General features: G+C 68.7%; 15 protein-coding genes, 1 pseudogene and 1 riboswitch. Of the genes and pseudogenes, 10 read left to right on the forward strand and 6 right to left on the reverse strand.

Going from position 1 to position 20,534, the window contains the following annotated elements; all coding sequences use genetic code 11:
* Window positions 1-63 precede the first annotated feature (63 nt).
* Both AMYHA_RS10075 and AMYHA_RS10080 read left to right on the forward strand, forming a co-directional pair.
* Entirely contained in the window at window positions 64-462 is a 399-nt protein-coding gene (locus AMYHA_RS10075) for a pyridoxamine 5'-phosphate oxidase family protein (protein WP_034270336.1), read from the forward strand.
* Window positions 463-732: 270 nt separating this feature from the next.
* Window positions 733-3,567 carry an FAD-binding and (Fe-S)-binding domain-containing protein gene (locus tag AMYHA_RS10080; RefSeq protein ID WP_051399739.1) on the forward strand — a complete coding sequence of 945 codons (2,835 nt, stop codon included), beginning with the start codon at window positions 733-735 and terminating at the stop codon, window positions 3,565-3,567.
* A 59-nt stretch (window positions 3,568-3,626) separates the two neighbouring features.
* On the opposite strand, the gene AMYHA_RS10085 is transcribed toward AMYHA_RS10080, so the two are convergent.
* Complete coding sequence (locus AMYHA_RS10085) at window positions 3,627-4,862, reverse strand: lipase family protein (RefSeq protein ID WP_034276635.1); 1,236 nt, start codon at window positions 4,860-4,862, stop codon at window positions 3,627-3,629.
* A 228-nt stretch (window positions 4,863-5,090) separates the two neighbouring features.
* On the opposite strand from AMYHA_RS10085, the gene AMYHA_RS10090 reads away from it, so the two are divergent.
* From AMYHA_RS10090 to AMYHA_RS10115, 5 genes and pseudogenes are all read left to right on the forward strand, one after another.
* On the forward strand, window positions 5,091-5,702 hold the full coding sequence (locus AMYHA_RS10090) for a TetR family transcriptional regulator (RefSeq protein ID WP_169732916.1): 612 nt from the start codon (window positions 5,091-5,093) through the stop codon (window positions 5,700-5,702).
* Window positions 5,703-5,813: 111 nt separating this feature from the next.
* Complete coding sequence (locus tag AMYHA_RS10095) at window positions 5,814-6,896, forward strand: alcohol dehydrogenase catalytic domain-containing protein (protein ID WP_034270339.1); 1,083 nt, start codon at window positions 5,814-5,816, stop codon at window positions 6,894-6,896.
* Between the two features lie 288 nt (window positions 6,897-7,184).
* Window positions 7,185-8,552: pseudogene (locus AMYHA_RS10100) on the forward strand (fatty acid desaturase).
* Window positions 8,549-9,802 carry an NAD(P)/FAD-dependent oxidoreductase gene (locus tag AMYHA_RS10110; RefSeq protein ID WP_034270347.1) on the forward strand — a complete coding sequence of 418 codons (1,254 nt, stop codon included), beginning with the start codon at window positions 8,549-8,551 and terminating at the stop codon, window positions 9,800-9,802. The pseudogene AMYHA_RS10100 and the gene AMYHA_RS10110 overlap by 4 nt, the downstream one beginning before the upstream one ends.
* 77 nt (window positions 9,803-9,879) lie before the next feature.
* A complete protein-coding gene (locus AMYHA_RS10115; RefSeq protein ID WP_034270350.1) occupies window positions 9,880-10,494 on the forward strand; it encodes a TetR/AcrR family transcriptional regulator in 615 nt (204 codons plus the stop codon).
* A 213-nt stretch (window positions 10,495-10,707) separates the two neighbouring features.
* Here AMYHA_RS10115 and AMYHA_RS26955 read toward each other — a convergent pair whose 3' ends face one another.
* The 5 genes from AMYHA_RS26955 to cobN form a co-directional block, all read right to left on the reverse strand.
* Window positions 10,708-11,331: a hypothetical protein gene (locus AMYHA_RS26955; RefSeq protein WP_034270352.1), complete on the reverse strand. Its 624-nt coding sequence runs from the start codon at window positions 11,329-11,331 to the stop codon at window positions 10,708-10,710.
* Between the two features lie 8 nt (window positions 11,332-11,339).
* Window positions 11,340-12,542 carry a hypothetical protein gene (locus tag AMYHA_RS10125; protein WP_034270355.1) on the reverse strand — a complete coding sequence of 401 codons (1,203 nt, stop codon included), beginning with the start codon at window positions 12,540-12,542 and terminating at the stop codon, window positions 11,340-11,342.
* Window positions 12,539-12,754 carry a hypothetical protein gene (locus AMYHA_RS10130; RefSeq protein WP_051399742.1) on the reverse strand — a complete coding sequence of 72 codons (216 nt, stop codon included), beginning with the start codon at window positions 12,752-12,754 and terminating at the stop codon, window positions 12,539-12,541. Before AMYHA_RS10130 ends, AMYHA_RS10125 begins: the two co-directional genes overlap by 4 nt.
* Window positions 12,754-13,056 carry an SAV_915 family protein gene (locus tag AMYHA_RS10135; RefSeq protein WP_051399743.1) on the reverse strand — a complete coding sequence of 101 codons (303 nt, stop codon included), beginning with the start codon at window positions 13,054-13,056 and terminating at the stop codon, window positions 12,754-12,756. The genes AMYHA_RS10130 and AMYHA_RS10135 overlap by 1 nt, the downstream gene beginning before the upstream one ends.
* An 83-nt stretch (window positions 13,057-13,139) precedes the next feature.
* The gene (gene cobN, locus AMYHA_RS10140) at window positions 13,140-16,730 is read right to left on the reverse strand and encodes a cobaltochelatase subunit CobN (RefSeq protein WP_034270358.1); all 3,591 of its coding nucleotides are present in this window, start codon (window positions 16,728-16,730) and stop codon (window positions 13,140-13,142) included.
* A 39-nt stretch (window positions 16,731-16,769) separates the two neighbouring features.
* A riboswitch (cobalamin riboswitch) is annotated at window positions 16,770-16,896 on the reverse strand.
* A gap of 7 nt (window positions 16,897-16,903) precedes the next feature.
* Here cobN and cobG point away from each other — a divergent pair.
* The 3 genes from cobG to cobJ are packed head-to-tail and all read left to right on the forward strand — an operon-like array spanning window position 16,904 to window position 20,414.
* Window positions 16,904-18,214 (forward strand): precorrin-3B synthase, encoded by a 1,311-nt coding sequence (gene cobG, locus AMYHA_RS10145; protein WP_084037570.1) that lies wholly within the window; start codon window positions 16,904-16,906, stop codon window positions 18,212-18,214.
* Window positions 18,211-18,837 carry a precorrin-8X methylmutase gene (locus AMYHA_RS10150; RefSeq protein WP_034270361.1) on the forward strand — a complete coding sequence of 209 codons (627 nt, stop codon included), beginning with the start codon at window positions 18,211-18,213 and terminating at the stop codon, window positions 18,835-18,837. Before cobG ends, AMYHA_RS10150 begins: the two co-directional genes overlap by 4 nt.
* A 59-nt stretch (window positions 18,838-18,896) precedes the next feature.
* Complete coding sequence (gene cobJ / locus AMYHA_RS10155; protein ID WP_051400371.1) at window positions 18,897-20,414, forward strand: precorrin-3B C(17)-methyltransferase; 1,518 nt, start codon at window positions 18,897-18,899, stop codon at window positions 20,412-20,414.
* Window positions 20,415-20,534: the final 120 nt, after the last annotated feature.

Genomic DNA, 20,534 nt, shown 5'->3' on the forward strand with positions numbered 1-20,534 from the left:
GGAGACCATGCTGGCCGACGCCACGTCACTGGCGCGGCGTGCCGTGCGCGATCAGGAGGCCGCATGCCCGACCTGATCAGCCGTGGCGAGCGGTTCGCGGAGTTCTGGACCGAGCGGCACCTGTGCACACTGACCACAGTGCGGCCGGACGGAACCGCGCACGTCGTGCCGGTCGGCGTCACGCTGGACCTAGAGTCGGGGCTCGCGCGGGTGATCTGCTCGCGGCAGTCGGTCAAGGCGCGACTGGCCGCGGCGGCGGGGGAGCGCGGCAGCGCGGTGTCGGTGTGCCAGCTCGACGGGCGTCGGTGGTCAACGCTGGAAGGTCGCGCGGTGCTGCGTGACGACCCGGAGTCCGTCGCCGACGCGGAGAATCGCTACGCCAAGCGCTACAAGCAACCCCGCGTGAACCCGCGCCGCGTCGTCCTGGAGATCGCGGTGACGAGGGTGCTCGGCTCGGTCTGACCGCCCTTGGCCCGCGAGTCGCACCCTATTCGCCGCGAGTTGCACCGACCGCTGCCGTGAGTTCCGCGTTCCGGGCCGTGAGTCCCGAGAACCCGTCGCCCGCAGTGCCGCTCTCGTCCACCCGAAGGTGCAACTCGCCGCGGATAAGGTGCGACTCGCGGCGAACAGGGTGCGACTCGCGCGAAATAAGGTGCGACTCGCGGCGGCGCTCACTCGGTCTCCCGCGTGTGAGGCGTGCGATGCGCGTCGCCAGGCGGGAGACTCGGCGCTATGACGCTGCGTACCGACCTCGAGGCCGCCGTCCGTGGGGCGGTGGACTTCACCGACCGCAGGCGCGCCGAGTACAGCTCCGACGCATCGAACTACCGCCAGGTGCCGCTCGGCGTCGTCTTCCCCGTCGACGCCGATGACGTCGCCGCCGCCGTCGCGGTCTGCGCCAAACACGAGGTGCCGATCACCACCCGGGGTGGCGGGACGTCGATCGCGGGCAACGCCATCGGCACCGGTGTCGTGCTGGAGTTCTCCCGCCACATGAACCGGATCATCGACATCGACCCTGACGCGCGCACCGCGACGGTCGAACCCGGCGTCATCCCCGCCGTGCTCAACGCCGAACTCGCCCACTACGGGCTGCGATTCGGACCGGACCCTTCGACCCACGCGCGGTGCACCATCGGCGGCATGATCGGCAACGACGCCTGCGGCTCGCACTCCGTCGCATGGGGACGCACGTCGGACAATGTCGTCTCACTCGATGTGCTGACCTACGACGGCACTCGGCTCACTGTCGGCGCGGGCGGCGTCGCCACACCCCGCACCGATCGGGCGGCCGAGATCCACACCGCCCTCACCGCGCTGGCCGACACCCATCGCGCTCAGTTCCGCACCGAGTTGGGGCAGTTCTCCCGGCAGGTGTCCGGCTACGGCCTGCATCACCTGCTGCCGGAGAACGACACCAACGCCGCGAAGGCGCTGGTGGGCACCGAGGGCACCTGCGTGATCGTGCTGGCAGCGACCGTCACACTCGTACCACTGCCCGCCGAGCAGCGCCTCGTCATCGCCGGGTTCCTGGATTCGGAGGTCGCCGCCGACGCGGTGCCCGCCATCCTGGCGCACCAGCCGCTGACCTGCGAAGGCATGGACGACCGCATTCTCGACGTCTTGCGTGTCCGCCGCGCTGGATCAGTCCCGGAACTTCCTGCTGGCGACGCATGGCTGCTGATCGACGTCGACAGCGCTGAGAAAGCGCGGACACTCACCGACGCGCTGCGCGGCATCGACGGTGTGCGCGGAGTGGCCACAGTGGACGATCCGGCGCATCGTACGGCGGTGTGGAAGATCCGCGAGGACGGTGCCGGTCTGGCGACCCGCTCGCCGGAGGGCACGCTGTCTTGGCCTGGCTGGGAAGACGCCGCCGTGCCGCCGAGCAACCTCGGTGCGTACCTGCGTGGCTTCCACCGGCTGCTGGAACGGTACGGGCTGCACGGCGTCGTCTACGGCCACTTTGGCGAGGGCTGCCTGCACGTCCGGCTTGATTTTGACTTCGGCAGCCACGATGGCGTTGGCAGGTTCGACGAGTTCATGCGTGCGGCGGGCGAACTCGTGAAGGAACACAGCGGGGTGCCGTCCGGCGAACACGGCGATGGCCGCGCTCGCTCCGAGCTGCTCTCGGCGCTCTACAGCCAGGAGCTGATGCGCGCGTTCGCCGAGTTCAAGGCGATCTGGGACCCGCACGGCAAGCTCAACCCCGGCGTGATCGTCGACGCCGCCGCCATGACCGAGGACTTGCGCATCGACCCGGACCGCACCTGGCGACGTCCGCCGACGACATTGGCGCTGCACGAGGACAGGGGACAGATCGGCACCGCGGTGCACCGCTGCGTCGGCGTCGGCAAGTGCCGCACGCTATCCGGTGGCGTGATGTGCCCGAGCTACCGCGCCACCCGCGATGAGAAGGACAGCACGCGCGGCCGTGCGCGAGTGCTGCAGGAGATGCTGCTCGACGAGACCGTCACGGACGGCTGGCGCTCCGATGAGGTCGGCGAGGCGCTGGATTTGTGCTTGTCCTGCAAGGGCTGCAAGAGCGACTGCCCGGTCGGTGTCGACATGGCGACCTACAAGGCCGAGTACCTGCACCACCGTTACCGGGGCAGGCTCAGGCCAGCCGCGCACTACTCGATGGGGTGGTTGCCGTTGATGGCGCGGTTGGCGTCCCGGATGCCGAAGGCGGTCAACGCGCTCACGGCATCGCCACTGTCCCGAGTGCTCAAACGGGCAGGTGGCATCGCGGCCGAGCGGGAACTGCCCCGGTTCGCCGAGCACACGTTCCTTGAGTGGTACGCGGCACACCGGTCACCGGGCGGGGGCCAGGACGCGCCGCGCGGCTCGGTGCTGCTGTGGCCGGACACGTTCACCAACTTCTTCGCCCCGCACATCGGTGTCGCGGCGACCGAAGTACTCGAAGCCGCCGGGTTCGAGGTGTTGACCGTCGACCGGCCGCGCTGCTGTGGGCTGACCTGGGTGAGCACCGGCCAGCTCGGCGTCGCGCGGCGGATGCTGCGGCAGTCGCTCGCCGACGTCGCGCCGGTGATCGACGCTGGAGTGCCGATGGTGGCGCTTGAGCCGAGCTGCGCCGCGCTGTTCCGCTCCGATGCCACCGAACTGCTGCCGGACGACGAGGGCGCGGCCGTGGTCGCGGCGCACACGTACACGTTCGCGGAGCTGCTGGCAAGGCACGCGCCGGACTGGGCACCGCCAGCCGTCGACGGGCACGCGACGGTGCAGGTCCACTGCCACCAGCACGCGATCATGGGTTCTGGCCAGGACGCCGCGCTGCTGCGGTCGACCGGCGCGGACACCCGGGTGCTCGACGCGGGGTGTTGCGGGCTCGCTGGCAACTTCGGGTTTGAGCGTGGCCACTACGAGACGTCGGTGAAGGTCGCCGAGCACGGCGTCCTGCCCGCGCTGGCGTCCTCGCCGCCTGATGCCGCTGTTGTCGCGGACGGCTTCAGCTGCCGCACCCAGTTCGAGCAGCTGGTCGGCGTCCGGTCGCGGCATCTGGCCGAGGTGCTGCGGGACGCCTTGCCGGAGCGCGAGACGCGGTAACGCCGCGGACGTGGTGGGTGGCCTGAGCGCGGGAAACGCCCAGGCCACCCTGAAGCGGGTCAGAACAAGCCGCAGTTACTGAACTGGGGGAAGCCGCTGATCCGCTCCTCCATCCACATGAACGCCTCGCTCGACGCCTCGGGGATCGCGCCGACGTGGGTCGCGGTCTCCAACGTCTTGAACTTGACGTTGGCGCCGAGTCCGCACCAATCGCGAGCCATCTGGCGTCCCTGGTCGTACGGCACGATGTCGTCGCCCCTGCTGTGCAGCACCAGGGTGGGAACTTCCGGACGACGGTTGCCCAGCTTCTGCTCCTCGACGACCGAGTCGAACGGTTCCTCGTCCATGTACTCGGTCACCGCCCTGCCGTCCTTGGTGAAGTCCTTCGATTCCTTGAAGGCGTGGTTCACCAGCGTCTCTTCGACACACTCCGACTCGAGTTGCTCGCGCTGCTTCGTGCCCTCCTCGTTGAGCAGATCGTCGATGCCCAGCTCGGGGTAGGCGGCGTCGAGGCCCACGATGGCGTAGCCGAGCAGGCCGGCGGCGTGACTGCCGTCAAGGTGCCTGCCAACGACCTTCTTGTCGGCGGGTGGCGCGCCCGAGTAGGAGCCGAGCAGATCCAGCTCCGGCGCGTAGCTGTCTGCGACCTCGGCGGCCGCACCGGACGCCCCGCCACCCTGGGAGTAGCCCGCGGTCAGCACCGGACCGGAATCGGGCAGCTTCACGTCGGGCAGCCGCTGCGCGGCCCGGATCGAGTCCAGCACCGCGTTGGCCTCAGCGGCGCGGTTGACATAGGTGTGGTTGCCTGGCGTGCCGAGACCCTGGTAGTCGGTGATGGCGATGCCGTACCCGCGCTCCAACAGGCCTTCCAGGAACGTGCCCTCGTACTCCAGCCCAGCGGCCATGCGCTTCGACGGCGCGCACTTGTCGGCCAGACCTTGTGTGCCGACGGCGAACCCGATGATTGGCCGTGGCCCGACACCCATCCAGGGATAGTTCGACCGCAGCAGCGTGCCGGTGACGGCCATCGGGTCACCGTGAGTGTCTGTCGACAGGTACATCACCCGGTAGGCGTCGGCATTGGCCTCCAACGTCGTGGTGGGGTCGAGATAGAACGTGGTCGGCTCGCTGCGGATGATGTCGCCTGGCTCGCCGTCTGGCAGCGGTGACGGTGGATCGTAGAAGGTATCAGCGCTCGCGGCCGGAGGGGCTGACATCGGGGTGGCGACGACCGCGGCACCCGCGAGCAGCCCGACGAGGGCCGCGGCGAACGTACTTCGTGGAAAACGACGCATGAGTTGCTCCTCTCTGAGCGAACGTCCGGTCCGTTTGTGGAGCACAACGCGCCGTTCACCACCTGCGATGTGGCCGATGGAGCCTGGTATGCGGATTTCGTCCGCCATGACAGGAACCGCGTTCATCGGTGTTGCGGATGTGCGCAAAGACCGCCAGGCTCTCGCTGCGGTTCGGCGCACCCGGACGCGCGACCGATGAAATTGACTTTTCCCAGACGATCACTAATTGTGACGTACGTGACAATGACAGGGGAGTCGTCCGGCACCCAGCCTGCGCGTGGCGCGAGGGAACGGGTGCTCGATGCGGCCGAGCGCACGGCGACGGAAGTGGGGATGGCCAAGCTGCGAGTCGGTCAGGTCGCGGCGTTGGCGGGAGTAAGTAGGCAAACGGTCTACAACGAGTTCGGCGATAAGTTCGGCCTCGCGGAAGCGGTGGCGGTGCGGGTGGCCGACCGGTTGATCGACGCGATCGAGGTTGAGCTGGCGCGGCATCCGTCGTTGCCGGAATCGGTGGCCTCGGGCATGGCGCTCGCGTTGCGGGTGGCGGCCGAGCAGCCGTTGGTGCAGCTCACGCTGGCCCGCAAGGACGACGACGACATGATCGCCTTGCTCACGACGGATGCCGCCGCCGTTATCGAGGCCGCGACGAGGCGGCTGGTCCAGATCGGCGGCAAGCTCTGGCCGGAGGTGGCGCCGGACGATCACCTGCTGATCGCGGACCTGGCGACCCGCCTGACGATCAGCCACCTGGTGTGCTCGACCGACGCGCCGGAGCAGGCCGCGGGCAAGTTCGCGACGTGGGTCAGGGCGTTGCTCGCCTCGCGTGGCTATCCGTTCTGACGCCGCTGCTGGGCGCGGCGCACAACCCAGACACAACACCGCGCACCGACCAGTGAACGTCGACGGCCCTGTCACCCAACCGGGGCCATACTCGCCGGTAGGGTGCCGGACATGGTTCAGGCTTTGGTTGCGCGCGGAGTCGACTCCGAGCTCGAGATCTGTGACGTCCAGCTGCCCGAGACCGGGCCGCACGAAGTGCGCGTGGTGGTGCGTGGCGCCGGCGTGTGCCACTCCGACCTCTCCATGATCAATGGGGTGCTGTCGCCGTCGTTCCCGTTGATCCTCGGCCACGAAGCGTCCGGCGTGGTCACCGAGGTCGGGGACAGGGTGAGCAGGGTCGGCGTCGGTGACCATGTCGTGCTCAACTGGACGCCACCGTGTCGCGACTGCTGGTTCTGCCAGCAGGGTGAGCCATGGCTGTGCACCGCGACCGAGGGTGTCGCGTCGACGCCGCGCGGTAGCCTCGCGGACGGCACGCCGACGCACGTCACCCTCGGCGTCGGCGCGCTCGCCGAGGAGGTGGTGATCGGGGAGAACGCGGTCATTCCGCTGCCGAAGGAGCTGCCGCTGGCAGAGTCCGCGCTGCTGGGCTGCGCGATCATCACCGGCGTCGGCGCGGTTCGCAACAACGCGAAGGTGCGCCCAGGCGAGTCGGTCGTCGTGGTCGGCCTCGGCGGTGTGGGGCTGTCCGCGATCGCGGGCGCGCGCCTGGCGGGGGCGTCGCGGATCGTCGCGCTCGACCTCAACGAGTCCAAACGGGATCTCGCGCTCGAGGCTGGCGCGACCGACTTCGCGCTCGCGGACAAGGCCGCATCGAAGCTGATCCGCTCGCTGACCGAGGGCCGAGGCGCGGACGTCGCGCTGGAGTGTGTCGGCCGGTCGGCGGCTATTCGCACCGCGTGGGGCAGCACCCGCAGGGGCGGGCGCGTTGTCACGCTGGGCGTTGGCGCCAAGGACGACCCGGTCAGCTTCAGCGGCCTGGAGATCTACCACTTCGCGCGTTCGCTCAGCGCGTCGGTGTACGGCTCGGCCGACCCGGATGTCGACGTTCCGGCGATCGCCCAGTCCGTGCTCGACGGCCGCCTCGACCTGGACACCTTCGTCTCGCACCGCATCGGCCTCGACGGCGTGCCAGCCGCGTTCGAGCGGATGCACGCGGGGGAGGGCGCGCGCTCACTCGTCGTCTTCGACTGACCTGAAACCAGGACAGACCAGCACAGATTCAGTACACGGCGGCATCCCGGCAGGCGGGGTGCCGCCGTTTCGCGTGCGCGTGGCCGGGTATAGCGAGACCAGGAGCGACAGCGTGTATCGATGGTTGTCGCCGTGGGTGACAACGTCCGCAGGATTTACACGAAACACTGTGGTGTCGTTCTGTTGACACAAGTCCTCTGCGTGTCTACCTTCGTGGCATAGCCCGTTGATATGTAAGTAACCCACATCACGATCGGCAGTGGGCCAGAGACGCAAGGAGGCGTCGTCATGACATCGATGGCCGCTGGGCAGGAGGCCCACACGGAAGTCAGCTGGCGCGACGGCAAGCGCTACGCGTGGCTGCTGGGACTGGTTGTCCCCGCTATTCCGTTCATCATCTGGGGTGTCTACTCCGCCACGGACGGCGGCTGGGCCACTCACCTGGCCTGGTGGCTCGCGCCGATCATCGTCTTCGTCCTGATTCCGACGCTGGACATGCTGATCGGCAACGACGCGGAGAACCCGCCCGAGGAGCTGGTCAAGTGGCTGGAGCAGGACCGCTACTACCAGTGGATCCTGTATCTGTTCCTGCCGGTGCAGTACGCGGGGCTGGTGCTCGCCTGCTGGATGTGGACCACCTTCGAGATGACGATGGTGGACAAGATCGGGCTGGCGATCTCCGTCGGTGTCGTCGCGGGCATCGGCATCAACACCGCGCACGAACTGGGCCACAAGAAGGAGAAGCACGAGCGCTGGCTGTCCAAGGTCGCGCTGGCGCAGACGTTCTATGGCCACTTCTTCATCGAGCACAACCGCGGCCACCACGTCCGCGTCGCCACCCCGGAGGACCCGGCCAGCTCGCGCTTCGGTGAGTCGTTCTGGCGGTTCCTGCCGCGTTCCATCTGGGGCAGTCTGACCTCGGCGTGGGGACTGGAGCGCAAGCGGCTTGCCAGGATGAACAAGGGCCCCTGGACGCTGCGCAACGACGTCCTCAACGCGTGGGCGATGTCGCTGGCGCTGTTCGGTGCTCTGGTCATCGCGTTCGGTCCGAGCATCCTGCCGCTGCTGGTCATCCAGGCGATCTTCGGTTTCTCGCTGCTCGAGGTCGTCAACTACCTCGAGCACTACGGCCTGATGCGGCAGCGCGCCGAGAGTGGCCGGTACGAGCGGCCCGCCGCGCGGCACAGCTGGAACAGCAACAACGTCGTCACCAACGTCTTCCTGTACCACCTGCAGCGGCACAGTGACCACCACGCCAACCCGACCCGGCGCTACCAGGCGTTGCGGGACTTCGATGAGGCGCCGCAGCTGCCTGCCGGGTACGCGTCGATGATCGTGCTCGCGTGGGTTCCGCCGCTCTGGCGGAAGGTGATGGACAAGCGGGTGGTCGCCCACTACGACGGCGACATCAGCAAGGCCAATATCCAGCCGAGTAAGCGGGAGAAGATCCTGGCCCGCTACGGCGCGACCGCATAAGGGGTAGCCATGAGCAAGTTTCGCTGTCCCGTGTGTGAGTACGTCTTCGACGAGGTGGTGGGAGACCCGCACGAGGGCTTTCCCGCTGGCACCAGCTGGGACGACGTCCCTGACGACTGGTGCTGCCCCGACTGCGGGGTGCGCGAGAAGGTTGACTTCGAGCCGGTAGGTGCCGCATGACCCGCGTGGGAAACGCCGGAAATGCCATCGTGGTCGGCACTGGCGTCGCGGGCGCTACCGCCGCGCTGACGCTGCGCAGCACCGGATACGAAGGCCGGATCGTGCTGATCGGTGAGGAACCCGACGAGCCGTACCGCAAGCCGCCGCTGTCCAAGGACGTCTTGCGCGGCACGATGCCGTTCGAGCGCACCCGGCTGCGGGCACCGCAGACCTGGGAACAGCAGGATGTCGAGCTGCGCACCGGGGAGCGGGTGGTCGACGTCGACGTCCTCGCGCGGAAGCTGGAGCTCGACGGCGGCGAGCGGCTGGACTACGAACTGCTGCTGTTCGCCACTGGCGGCAGCCCCCGGCCGCTGCCGGTCGCGGACGGGATGGCCGGCGTGCACATGCTGCGCAGTGCCTCCGACGTGCCCGCGCTGCGGGACCGGTTGGCCGAGGGCAGCAGGGTGCTGGTGATCGGCGCCGGGCTGATCGGTGCCGAGGTCGCGGCCACCGCGCGTAGCAGGGGTTGTGCGGTGACGATGCTGGAGGCCGAGCCGACGCCGTTGTCCCGGCTGCTGCCGCCCCGGGTTGCCGGGGTGTACGCCGATTTGCACCGATCGCATGGCGTCGAGCTGCACACCGGCGTCGACGTCACGGGCGTCGAGCGCACCGAGAGCGGCCTCGTCACCACGGACGCCGACGGTCGCGGCTGGACGGCGGATACCGTCGTCGTCGCGATCGGCATGGTGCCCAACACCGAACTGGCTGAGCGGGCGGGTATCGCCGTCGACAACGGCATCCTGGTCGACGAGTACTTCGAGACATCGGTGCCCGGGGTGTTCGCGGCGGGCGACGTCGCCAATCAGCCGAACCTGATGCTCGGCGGGCGGCAGCGCATCGAGCACTGGCAGAGCGCGCAGGAACAGGGCGCCGCCGCGGCGCGCAACATGCTCGGCGACCGCACTCCGTTCTCGCAGGTGCCGTGGTGCTGGTCCGATCAGTACGGGGTGAACCTGCAGGTCGCGGGCTGGCCGATGGCTACGGATGACCTCAGTATCCGCGGCGAGGTTGACTCGTTGAACTTCACGGCGGTGTTCCACCGCGACGGCAGGCTGGTCGGCGCGGTCGGCGTCAACCGGGCCAAGGAGATCAGGGCGTTGCGCAAGCTGATCGCGACCGCGCCGGGCGCTGGGCCGGAACTGCTCGCCGACGACGCGACCGACTTGGGCACGCTCGCGTCGTCCACTGTGTCCACGGCGCTGACATGAGCGGGCGCGACGCCAGCCTCACGGGTTTGGTGTCCATGATGTTGACACGGCATCCGTCCGCTGCAAATGTCGACGATATGCCGAAACCGCGCGCCCGCCGCTTCGCTGACGCCGCCCGTGAGCTGTTGCGGGACACCCTGTTCGACTCCGCGAGCGAGTTATTGGAGCAGCGCAGCTGGTCCGAGACCCGCATGGCCGACATCGCCAAGGCGGCCGGGGTCAGCAGGCAGACGCTGTACAAGGAGTTCGGCTCCCGGCAAGGGTTCGCACAGGCCTACATCCTGCGAGAAGCCGAGCGGTTCCTCGCAGGCGTGCAGGAAGCGGTAGCCAAGCACGAGGACGACCCGAAGGCGGCGCTGGCCGCCGCCGTCGAGGTGTTCCTGACGACGGCTGCCGAGGAACCACTGATCATGGCGATCGTGCGCGGCGACGCGGGCGACGGGCTGCTGTCGTACGTGACGAACCAGGCGGGCCCTGTCCTGGGCTATGCCACTGACCGCCTCGGCAAGATCCTGAGCGAGATCTGGCCGAAGGTGCCGGAGCACTCGGTGGCGCTGATCGCGGAGAACATGGTCCGGCTGGCGATCAGCCACGCCGCGTCGTCGACGGCTACCGCGAAGGAGGTCGCGGACGGCATGGCGGAGCTGTTCGGGCCGTATCTGGAGCAGGTGGTCGGCGAGCCTGGGGCGTGAGGGGACGTCCGGCGGTGCCTGGCGGCGGTGCCTGGGGCGTGCGGCTCGAGGTCGGCGTCGCTGTCGGAGTAGTTGATCGGAGTAGTTGATCTACTTCCTGCGCGCTATGACCATATAGTGTCCGTTTCGTCCTTTTTTCATGGTCACAGCGCGCGGGAAGCTGATCAACAAGGCGGGTGCCTAGCGATGCTGGCACGACGTCGATCTGTGTGGTTATTTGATCGGTGGCTTCCTGATGACGGCTTGTAGGTGAAGATGTTCGACGGCGCGGCGGTTGACGTCGGCGCCGTGGTGGACGATGGAGTGCAGGATGCCGTTGTAGAGCAGGTCCCACAGCTTGCGGTTTTTCTGCAAGTACCAGACCTGGGTATCGGCCTTGTTGCCCGCGGCATCAGTGAGTTCCAGGTGATAGGTGCCGAACCCGGTGGTAACCCGAATCGTGTTGAGGCGATAGGTGTCGACCCACTGGTCACCGGTAAGGCGGAGCCAGTCCGCTCCAGCCGTCATACGGGTGCCCCTGCGGATAAGAAGAATGGGTGAGGTGAAGACGATCAAGATCGCCCAGAGCCACCAGACCCTCATCCAGTCAAAACCGCTGTCCTTTACAGAAAGGAATACCACCCCGAGAAGAAAAAGGAATCCCGCCGCACTCCAACTGGTGCTCTTGGCGTCGGCGAACCATTCTAGTGCTGGCCCCTTGCCTTGCGGTGGTTCGTCGGGACCCATGTCGGTCGCCTTGTCGTAGGGCTTCCAGCTTGCCTCGACCGGTGCCTGCGGCGGGCGCGGTTCACCGGTGACGGCGTCGGGCTTGGGTGAGGGATGCGTTGGGGCAGTCATAACGGACCTCAGAACAAACTTCCTGCGAACCTGCCGACTGATTTCGCTCCGTCGACGAGCGCGTCACCCGCTGCTTCGGCGCCATCGACCACAGCTTCTCCTGCCGCTTGTGCGCCATCAGCGACCGCTTCGGCGCCATTGGCTATTGCGCCACCAACCACTTCCGCACTGTCGGCGGCGAATCCGGCGATTTCGTCACCCCATTCGTCGACCACATAGCCGACCACAGCGCCTGCCCCGGCACCAACAACGACGCCGACTGGGCCACCAATGGCTGCGCCAACGGCAGCGCCAGCAGCAAGGCTCGACGCTCCTGAAACGATTGCCTTCGTCGGGTCCTTGCCATTCTTGATATCCAATCCGACCCCTGCCGCGGTGATCAACCCGCCTGCGATCGGAACTCGGCCCAGCACTGTTCTGCCCACACGAGCCGCTGTGGACCCGCCTTTGAATGCGACGTCCTTCACCTCCGCAGTCAAACTGGACCTGGCCCACTGGGGTAGTTTGTCGAGCATCGCAGCGGGTGCGGTCTTGACCGCGTCGTCGAGTAGTGCGCTCTGCTTGCTCGCGAACTGCGCATTGAGGCGAGCCGCCTTTGCGAAGGCGGGATCGGTGACCGACTTGTTCATCGCCAGATTGAGCGCCCGATCAGCGTGGCGGCCGTACGACGCCGCCAGCGTGCGGAACTTGCTGGTGCGCTTGACCGCTTGGGCGGCAAGGCCGCTCGACACGTCCGCGATGGTGAACGGCGTCTTCTTCAGTTGGTCGGTGCTGAACTTGGTCAGGTGATGGAGCGCGGCGTTCTGCTTGCCGCGTGCATCGCTGACGATCTGCGATGCCTCGTTGTATGCCTTGACCTTCGCGTTGTGAGCGTCGACTGCGGCTTGCGCCGAGGTGTGCGCGGCCCGTTGCTCCGCCGTTGCCGAGCCATCCGTAGGTAGTGGCTGGGGCGAGGGTGGAGCTTCGCCCGGTTCCGCGATCTCGGTGTCGGTGACGTCGAGCCCGCCCGCGACGGCGACCTGCCGTGCCTGCTCCATTCGGGACTTCACGGTGGCCATGTCGTCGGCGAACACGGACACGACCGTCTTGGCGTCACCGAGTTGGCTTGCGAAGTCGTCAATGCCGGTACCCGTCGTCGACATCGCTTCGCGGAACGCTACGCCGGAGTTGCCGTCCCAGGCCGTCTCTGACTCGCCTCGAACGTTGATCACGGTGCTACCGCATCGCCAGCGGCGCCGAGGCCGGTCACCGCTCCGGCCATGGACTGGGTCAGGTGACTCAACATCGACCCCAGGATGCCGGTTGCATCGCCCGCTTCGGGCACTTCTGGCGGGTTCGTGGTGTTCTCCAGGTCCGTACTCGCATTGCGGAGTTTGGCCGCGAATCCGTTGAGCGCGGTCCGATCGACGTCGATGTCATCCATTACTGCGGTCCTTCCGGGTCTCCTCGACGTAAGCCCGGCGGGATAACGGTGTCGAGCAGTACCCCGTCGGCGCCGCTTCGACGTACCAACTCCGGCACTCGTTCCCTGGGGATCGCGATCCAGGGCTGCTGCTCGCCAGCACCGGCTACCAGAGTTTGGGGTGAGCTGTAGACCATGACGGCACGCTCGCCGCCATCAGTCTCGCGCATTTCGAGCGTGACTTCGGTCTCGTTCCGGTACGGCTGGGAGGCGACATAGACAACGTCCTCGCTGTCGCCGACCGGCGGCTGCGCTTCGGTCATCTCAGTAATGCTAAGCCGAGTCGTTCGCTTGTGGTGTGGGATTCGCACGTTCGGGCCCGACGCAGGCGCCGGGCCCGAACGGCTCACTCCGCTTCGAGGTCGCCTTCGACCTGCAGGTAGACGTCCCGCATCTGATCGAGCATCTCCTGGTCCGGCTTCGCCCACAGGCCACGGTCGGCCGCCTCGGTAAGCCGTTCCACGATGCCGCGCAGCGCCCACGGATTGGACTGCTTGAGGAACTCCTGGTTCTGCTCGTCCAGCACGTACGTCTCGCCGAGCTTCTCGTACATCCAGTCGTCAACAACCCCAGCTGTGGCGTCGAAGCCGAATAGGTAGTCCACTGTGGCCGCGAGCTCGAACGCGCCCTTGTAGCCGTGCTTGCGCATCGCCGCCAGCCAGCGCGGGTTGACCACGCGCGACCGGAACACACGTGCGGTCTCCTCGGACAGCGTGCGGGTGCGCACCGCGTCCGGAATGGTCGAGTCGCCGATGTAGGACGCGGGCGCCTGCCCGGTCAGTGCGCGCACCGTGGCGACCATGCCGCCGTGGTACTGGAAGTAGTCGTCCGAGTCGGCGATGTCGTGCTCGCGGGTGTCGGTGTTCTTCGCCGCGACCTGGATCCGCCGGTAGGAGTTCTCCATGTCCTCGCGCGCGGGTGCGCCGTCGAGTCCACGCCCGTAGGCGTAGCCACCCCACACCGCGTACACCTCGGCGAGGTCGGCGTCGTCGCGCCAGTTGCCGGAGTCCATCAGCGGCAGCAGCCCGGCACCGTAGGAGCCGGGCTTGGACCCGAACACCCTAGTCGTGGCGCGGCGCTTGTCACCGTGCTCGGCGATGTCCGCCTGCGCGTGGGCGCGCACGAAGTTTTGATCCTCCGGCTCGTCCAAGTCGGCCACCATCGTGACGGCGTCGTCGAGCATCGCCACCACGTGGGGGAAGGCGTCCCGGAAGAACCCGGAGATCCGCACTGTGACGTCGATACGTGGCCTGCCCAGGTCCTCCAGCGGGATCGGTTCCATGCCGCTGATGCGCCGGGATGCCTCGTCCCAGATCGGCTGCACGCCGAGCAGCGCCAGCACCTCCGCGGCGTCGTCACCGGAGGTGCGCATCGCCGACGTCCCCCACACCGACAGCCCGACCGAGCGTGGCCAGTCGCCGGTGTCTTGCCGGTACCGGTTGAGCAAGCCATCGGCCAGTGCCTGTCCGGTCTCCCAGGCGAGCTTGCTCGGGATGGCCTTCGGATCGACGGTGTAGAAGTTGCGTCCGGTCGGCAGCACGTTGATCAGGCCACGCAACGGCGACCCGCTCGGCCCCGCCGGGATGTACCCGCCGTCGAGCGCGTGCAGCACCGCGTCGGTTTCATTCGTGGTACCCGCTAGCCGGGGCACCACTTCGGTCGCCGCGAACTCAAGCACCCGCTCGACGTCGGCGGGATGGCCCGCCGCGACCTCGGCAGCGGCGACCGGGTCCCAGTCGCGCTCCTCCATCGCCGCGACCAGCGCGTGCGCCTGCTGCTCGATCTCGTCCACCTTCGCGGCAGGCGCGTCCCCGCCTTCGGTGAGCCCGAGCGCGGTGCGCAGGCCCGGCAGCGCGTCGGCCTTGCCGCCCCACATCTGCTGCGCCCGCAGCATCGCCAGCACCAGGTTCACCCGTGCCTCGCCGGTCGGCGCGTCGCCGAGGATGTGCAGGCCATCGCGGATCTGGGCGTCCTTGACCTCGCACAGCCAGCCGTCGACGTGCAGCAGGAAGTCGTCGAACTCGGCATCGTGCGGACGCTCCTCGACGCCGAGGTCGTGGTCCAGCTTGGCCGCCTGGATCAGCGTCCAGATCTGCTGCCGGATCGCGGGCAGCTTCGCCGGGTCCATCGCCGAGATGTTGGCGTACTCGTCGAGCAGTTGCTCCAACCGGGCCATGTCGCCGTAGCTTTCGGCGCGCGCCATCGGCGGGATCAGGTGGTCGACGATCGTGGCGTGCATCCGGCGCTTGGCCTGCGCGCCCTCACCCGGGTCGTTGATCAGGAACGGGTAGATCACCGGCAGGTTGCCCAGCACCGCATCCGGTGCGCAGGACGCCGACAGCGCCGCCGTCTTGCCGGGCAGCCACTCCAGCGACCCGTGCTTACCCAGATGGACCACGGCGTGTGCGCCGAACGAGTGCTCCAGCCAGCGGTACGCGGCCAGGTAGTGATGCGAGGGCGGCAAGTCGGGGTTGTGGTAGATCGCCACCGGGTTCTCCCCGAACCCACGTGGCGGCTGGATCATGATCAGCACGTTGCCCGCCTGCAGCGAGGCCAGCACGATGTCGCCGTCCGGATTGGCGGAGTGGTCCACGAACAGCTCGCCCGGCGGCGGGCCCCAGTGCTCCTCCACCTCGGTGCGCAGGTCCTCGGGAAGCGTGTTGTACCACTCGCGGTACTGCGCGGCGGGCACCCGAATCGGATTCCCGGCCAGCTTCTCCTCGGACAGCCACTCCGGGTCCTGCCCACCGGCCTCGATGAGCGCGTGAATAAATCGGTCGCCCGCAGGTTCAGCACTGTCGTCATCGACACCGGGGATCGGGTCGGGGCCCAGGTCGTAGCCGCGCTCGCGCAGCTGTGCGAGCAGTTTGACCGCGCTGGCCGGGGTGTCAAGGCCGACGGCGTTGCCGACGCGGGAGTGCTTGGTCGGGTACGCCGACAGCACCAGCGCGACCTTGCGCTCGGCGGGCGGGGTGTAGCGCAGCCGCGCGTAGCCGAGCGCGATCCCGGCCACCCTGCTGGCGCGCTCAGCATCCGGCACGTAGCGGGGCAGGCCGTCGGCGTCGGTCTCCTTGAACGAGAACGGCACCGTGATGATCCGGCCGTCGAACTCCGGCACCGCCACCTGCGTGCCCGCGTCCAGTGGGGACAGGCCCTCCTCGTTCTCCAGCCAGGCCTCGCGGTCGCTGGTCAGGCACAGCGCTTGCAGCGTGGGGATGTCCAGGTCGGCCAGTTCGGCGATGTCCCAGGACTCGTCGTCACCACCGGCCTGTGCCGCTGACGGCTTGGTGCCGCCCGCCGCGAGCACGGTGACCAGCAGCGCGTCGGCCTTGTGCAGTTCGTCGACCATCTCAGGGGCGCGGTTGCGCAGCGTGGCGCAGTAGATCGGCATCGGGCGTCCGCCCGCGTCCTCGATGGCGCGGCACAGCGTTTCGACGAACGCGGTGTTGCCCGCGAAGTGGTGTGCCCGGTAGTAGAGGATCGCGATCGTCGGGCCGTCGGTGTCGGCGGCCTCGCGGTCCAGGTGGCCCCAGTTGGGCTGCTCGGCGGGCGGCTCGAAGCCGTGCCCGGTGAGCAGCAGCGTGTCGGACAGAAACCGGTGCAGCTGCGTCAGGTTGTCCGGCCCGCCCTGCGCGAGATACAGGTGCGTCTGCGTCGCGATCCCAGCAGGCACGTGCGAAAGCTTCATCAGCTCCGCGTCCGGCGCCTGCTCGCCACCGAGCACGATCACCGGCACCTCGGCGGCCCGCACGATGTCCAGGCCTTCCTTCCAGGCCCGCTCGCTGCCGAGGATGCGGACGACGATCACCTCGGCGCCGTCCATCAGCGCGGGCAGCTCATCCAGCTCGATGCGTGCGGGGTTGGCGAGGCGGTAGTCCGCGCCGCTCGCGCGGGCCGACAGCAGGTCGGTGTCCGACGTCGACAGCAGCAGGATCACGATGCGTTCGCTCCTCTCCGGGGTCCTCGCCCCGGTTCGTGGGGATCGCGTCGGGCGGAGTGTCTGGCTTCCGGTGTGACCGGTCACAGTTGCGGGACAGCCCCGGAGTTCCACCGGGTTCCTCAGATGCCAACGCGGTTGCTGGTTCGTCCAGCAATCTACAGTGGGACATTGTGCCTAACCATCGGACCCGTGCCACGGACGCCTGCCCTGGGGCGCTGACGACGCATGCCGCCGACGATGGTGCGCTGGCGCGGGTGCGGTTGCCCGGTGGCCGCGTGAGTGGCGCGCAGCTGGGCGAGCTCGCTTCCTGTGCCGAGATGCTTGGCGACGGCACGCTGCACCTGACTTCCCGCGCCAACGTGCAGCTGCGCGGGGTCTGCGACACCGCTGCGTTGGCCGAACGACTGGCCGATGCGGGGCTGTTGCCCTCCGCGACGCATGAGCGGGTCCGCAACGTGGTCGCTTCGCCGGCGTCCGGCCTGCTCGGCGGGCTGGCCGATGTCCGGCCGCTGGTAGCGAAGTTGGACTCCGCGATCTGCGCGCGGCCCGCACTGGCGGAGTTGCCGGGGCGGTTCTGGTTCGGCCTCGACGACGGGCGCGGCGATGTCGGCGGGTCGTTCGACGACCGGGTCGACGTCTGCTGGCGTGCGGTGTCCGGCGACTCCGGCGCGCTGCTGCTGGCGGGGGAGGACACCGGTGTGCGGGTGCCGGTCACCGAGGCCGTCGACGTCCTTGTCGACGTCGCGGCGGCGTTCGTGCGGTGCCGGGGCGAGGCGTGGCAGGTGCGGGAGCTGGACGACACCCAGCGCTCGGCCGTGCTCGCGGCGGCCTGCGGCGAACGACACGGTCAAGGCACTGGGAGCGGCGACATCGTTCAGCACCGCGATAGCGTCCCCCCGCTCGGCACGCTGCGCCAGGACGACGGCCGGTCCGCCGTCCAAGCGGGACTCCGGTTCGGGACGGCGATGGCGGAGCACGTGCGGCTGCTCGCCGAGATCGCCGGTGAGGTGATCGTCACACCGTGGCGGTCGGTGCTGCTACCAGACCTCGACCCCGAGGACGCCTACGCCGCGACCCGACGTCTACACCACGCGGGACTGCTGGTCGAGCCGCACAACCCCGCCGCGTCGATCACCGCCTGCATCGGCAGTCAGGGGTGCGGCAAGGCGCTCGCGGATGTCCGTGTGGATGCGACGAATGCCATGTCCGAGCTGGCCACCGTGAATGACGAACCGGGCGTTGCGGCACACTTCGCAGGCTGTACCCGCCGATGTGGCAGACCGTCCACCCCGGCCGTCGACGTCCTCGCCGCCGACGATGGCTACCTGGTCGACGGCGACAAGGTTCCCGTGGAGGAGTTGGCGGACGTGCTGGCACGGAAACGCGCGACCGGCGCGGGAGACACCGCGCCGCACGCGACCAGCGGCGTTGAGCGCGGAGCACGCCCGCCGGCGTGGGAGGCACAGAAAGGACGCACGTGATCGACTACCTCACCGACGGGGCGGAGATCTACCGCCGCTCGTTCGCCACGATCAGGGCGGAAGCCGACGTCGACCGGCTGCCAAGCGACGTCGAACGCGTCGTCGTCCGCATGATCCACTCCTGCGGGATGACCGACCTCGCCCGCGACGTCGCGTTTACGCCGGACGTCGTCAAGGCGGGCCACGACGCGCTCCGTTCGGGCGCTCCGATCCTCACCGACGCGAAGATGATCGCCTCCGGCGTCACCCGCCGCAGGTTGCCCGCCGACAACGACGTGGTGTGCACGCTGGCCGACCCTCGGGTGCCCGACCTCGCCACGAAGCTGGACACCACCCGCAGCGCGGCGGCGCTGGAGCTGTGGCGTGACCGGCTGCCCGGCTCCGTCGTCGCTATCGGCAACGCGCCCACCGCGCTGTTCCGGCTGCTGGAGCTACTGGACGAGGGCGTCGGCGCGCCCGCCGCGATCATCGGCGTTCCTGTCGGGTTCATCGGCGCCGTCGAGTCCAAGGAGGAGCTGGCCGCGCGGGCACCCGCGCCGTATCTGGTGGTGCATGGCAGGCGTGGCGGCAGCGCCATGGCCGTGGCCGCGCTCAACGCGATCGCACAGGAGGCGGAACTGTGACCGCGCAAGCCACCGGCACGCTGTGGGGCGTTGGCCTCGGACCAGGTGACCCCGAACTGATGACCGTCAAGGCGGCCAGGCTGATCGGTGAGGCCGACGTCATCGCCTACCACTGCGCCCGCCACGGCCGTAGCATCGCTCGCTCGGTCGCCGAGCCGTATCTGCGTGGTGACCAGCACGAAGAGCGCCTGATGTACCCGGTCACCACCGAGGGCACCAACCACCCCGGCGGCTACGAGGGCGTGATCCAGGAGTTCTACGAGCACGCCGCCAAGCGGCTCGCCGAACATCTCGACGCGGGACGCGACGTGGTGCTGCTCTGCGAGGGTGACCCGTTCTTCTACGGCTCCTACATGTACATGCACGAGCGACTCTGCGACCGCTACCGTGCGGTGGCCGTGCCCGGCGTGACGTCGGTGAGCGCCGCGTCCGCCGCGCTCGGCAGGCCGCTGGCGCAGCGCGATGAGGTACTGACCGTGCTGCCCGGCACGTTGCCGACCCCGGAGCTGGCGATGCGGCTGGCGGACGCCGACGCCGCCGCCGTGATGAAGCTCGGTCGGACGTTCGGCTCGGTGCGCTCGGCGTTCGAGGAGGCGGGCAAGCTCGACGACGCCTACTACGTCGAGCGCGCCACCTGGCACGACGAGGCCGGGCCAGGGTCTACCGGCAGGGGTGTGCAACGGGTGGCGCCGCTGGCCGACATCGACCCGGAGACAGTCCCCTACTTCTCGGTGGCGCTGCTGGCCAGCCCTGCGTACGCCGCCCGCAAGGGTGGCTCAGGAGTCGTGAGTGCTGATCACGGTTCTAACTCTGATCAGCACTCACGACCGGGCACCGGTGGCGAGGTCGTCGTCGTGGGCCTCGGACCCGCTGGGCCGGAGTGGCTGACGCCGGAGGCCGCGCAGGCGCTCGCGGAGGCCGAGCATCTGGTCGGCTACGGCCCCTACGTCGCGCGGGTGCCGCAACGGCAGGGCCAGCAGCGGCACAGTTCCGGCAACCGGGTGGAAGCCGACCGCGCCACGGAAGCGCTCGAACTGGCCCGCGACGGCGCGTCCGTCGCGGTGGTGTCGTCCGGCGATCCCGGCGTGTTCGCCATGGCGGCCGCCGTGCTGGAACAGGCAGAGGAGCCCCGCTGGGCCGACGTCAGGGTGCGGGTGCTGCCCGGCGTGACCGCCGCGCAGGCCGCAGCGTCCCGGGTCGGTGCGCCGCTGGGGCACGACTACTGCGTACTCTCGCTGTCCGATCGGCTCAAGCCGTGGGAGATCATCGAGCGCAGGCTGGACGCCGTTGGCGCGGCCGATCTCGCCGTCGCGCTCTATAACCCGGCCTCGCGCAGCCGCACCGAGCAGCTCGGTAAGGCGCGTGACGTGCTATTGCGGCACCGCGCGGAGACCACGCCGGTCGTCATCGCCCGCGATATTGGCGGCGACGAGGAGTCGGTGACGGTCACCACGCTCGGTGAGCTGGATCCCGCCACTGTGGACATGCGGTGCCTGCTGATCGTCGGCTCGTCGAAGACTCGCGTGGTGGAACGGGACGGCACTCAGACGGTGTGGACGCCGCGCAGCTACGACTGATCCGTGCTGGTTGGGACCCGACGCCTCGCACCGGCGCGGTCAGGGAAGCACCCGTCGCGCCGGTAGCGAGGCGTCGCCGCGCCATGGTCCATGTGGCCTAACGCCCGTCCGGCGATGAGG

Origin of the sequence: Haloechinothrix halophila YIM 93223 (genome assembly GCF_000504245.1) — a bacterium.
Classification (GTDB): domain Bacteria; phylum Actinomycetota; class Actinomycetes; order Mycobacteriales; family Pseudonocardiaceae; genus Haloechinothrix_A; species Haloechinothrix_A halophila.

Coding starts and splice junctions, on each gene's coding strand:
- AMYHA_RS10110 (WP_034270347.1), top strand. CDS start 8,549: ATGACCCGCGTGGGAAACGCCGGAAATGCCATCGTGGTCGGCACTGGC.
- AMYHA_RS10115 (WP_034270350.1), top strand. CDS start 9,880: ATGCCGAAACCGCGCGCCCGCCGCTTCGCTGACGCCGCCCGTGAGCTG.
- AMYHA_RS26955 (WP_034270352.1), bottom strand. CDS start 11,331: ATGACTGCCCCAACGCATCCCTCACCCAAGCCCGACGCCGTCACCGGT.
- AMYHA_RS10095 (WP_034270339.1), top strand. CDS start 5,814: ATGGTTCAGGCTTTGGTTGCGCGCGGAGTCGACTCCGAGCTCGAGATC.
- AMYHA_RS10085 (WP_034276635.1), bottom strand. CDS start 4,862: ATGCGTCGTTTTCCACGAAGTACGTTCGCCGCGGCCCTCGTCGGGCTG.
- cobJ (WP_051400371.1), top strand. CDS start 18,897: ATGACCGTCAAGGCGGCCAGGCTGATCGGTGAGGCCGACGTCATCGCC.
- AMYHA_RS10075 (WP_034270336.1), top strand. CDS start 64: ATGCCCGACCTGATCAGCCGTGGCGAGCGGTTCGCGGAGTTCTGGACC.
- AMYHA_RS10135 (WP_051399743.1), bottom strand. CDS start 13,056: ATGACCGAAGCGCAGCCGCCGGTCGGCGACAGCGAGGACGTTGTCTAT.
- AMYHA_RS10130 (WP_051399742.1), bottom strand. CDS start 12,754: ATGGATGACATCGACGTCGATCGGACCGCGCTCAACGGATTCGCGGCC.
- AMYHA_RS10080 (WP_051399739.1), top strand. CDS start 733: ATGACGCTGCGTACCGACCTCGAGGCCGCCGTCCGTGGGGCGGTGGAC.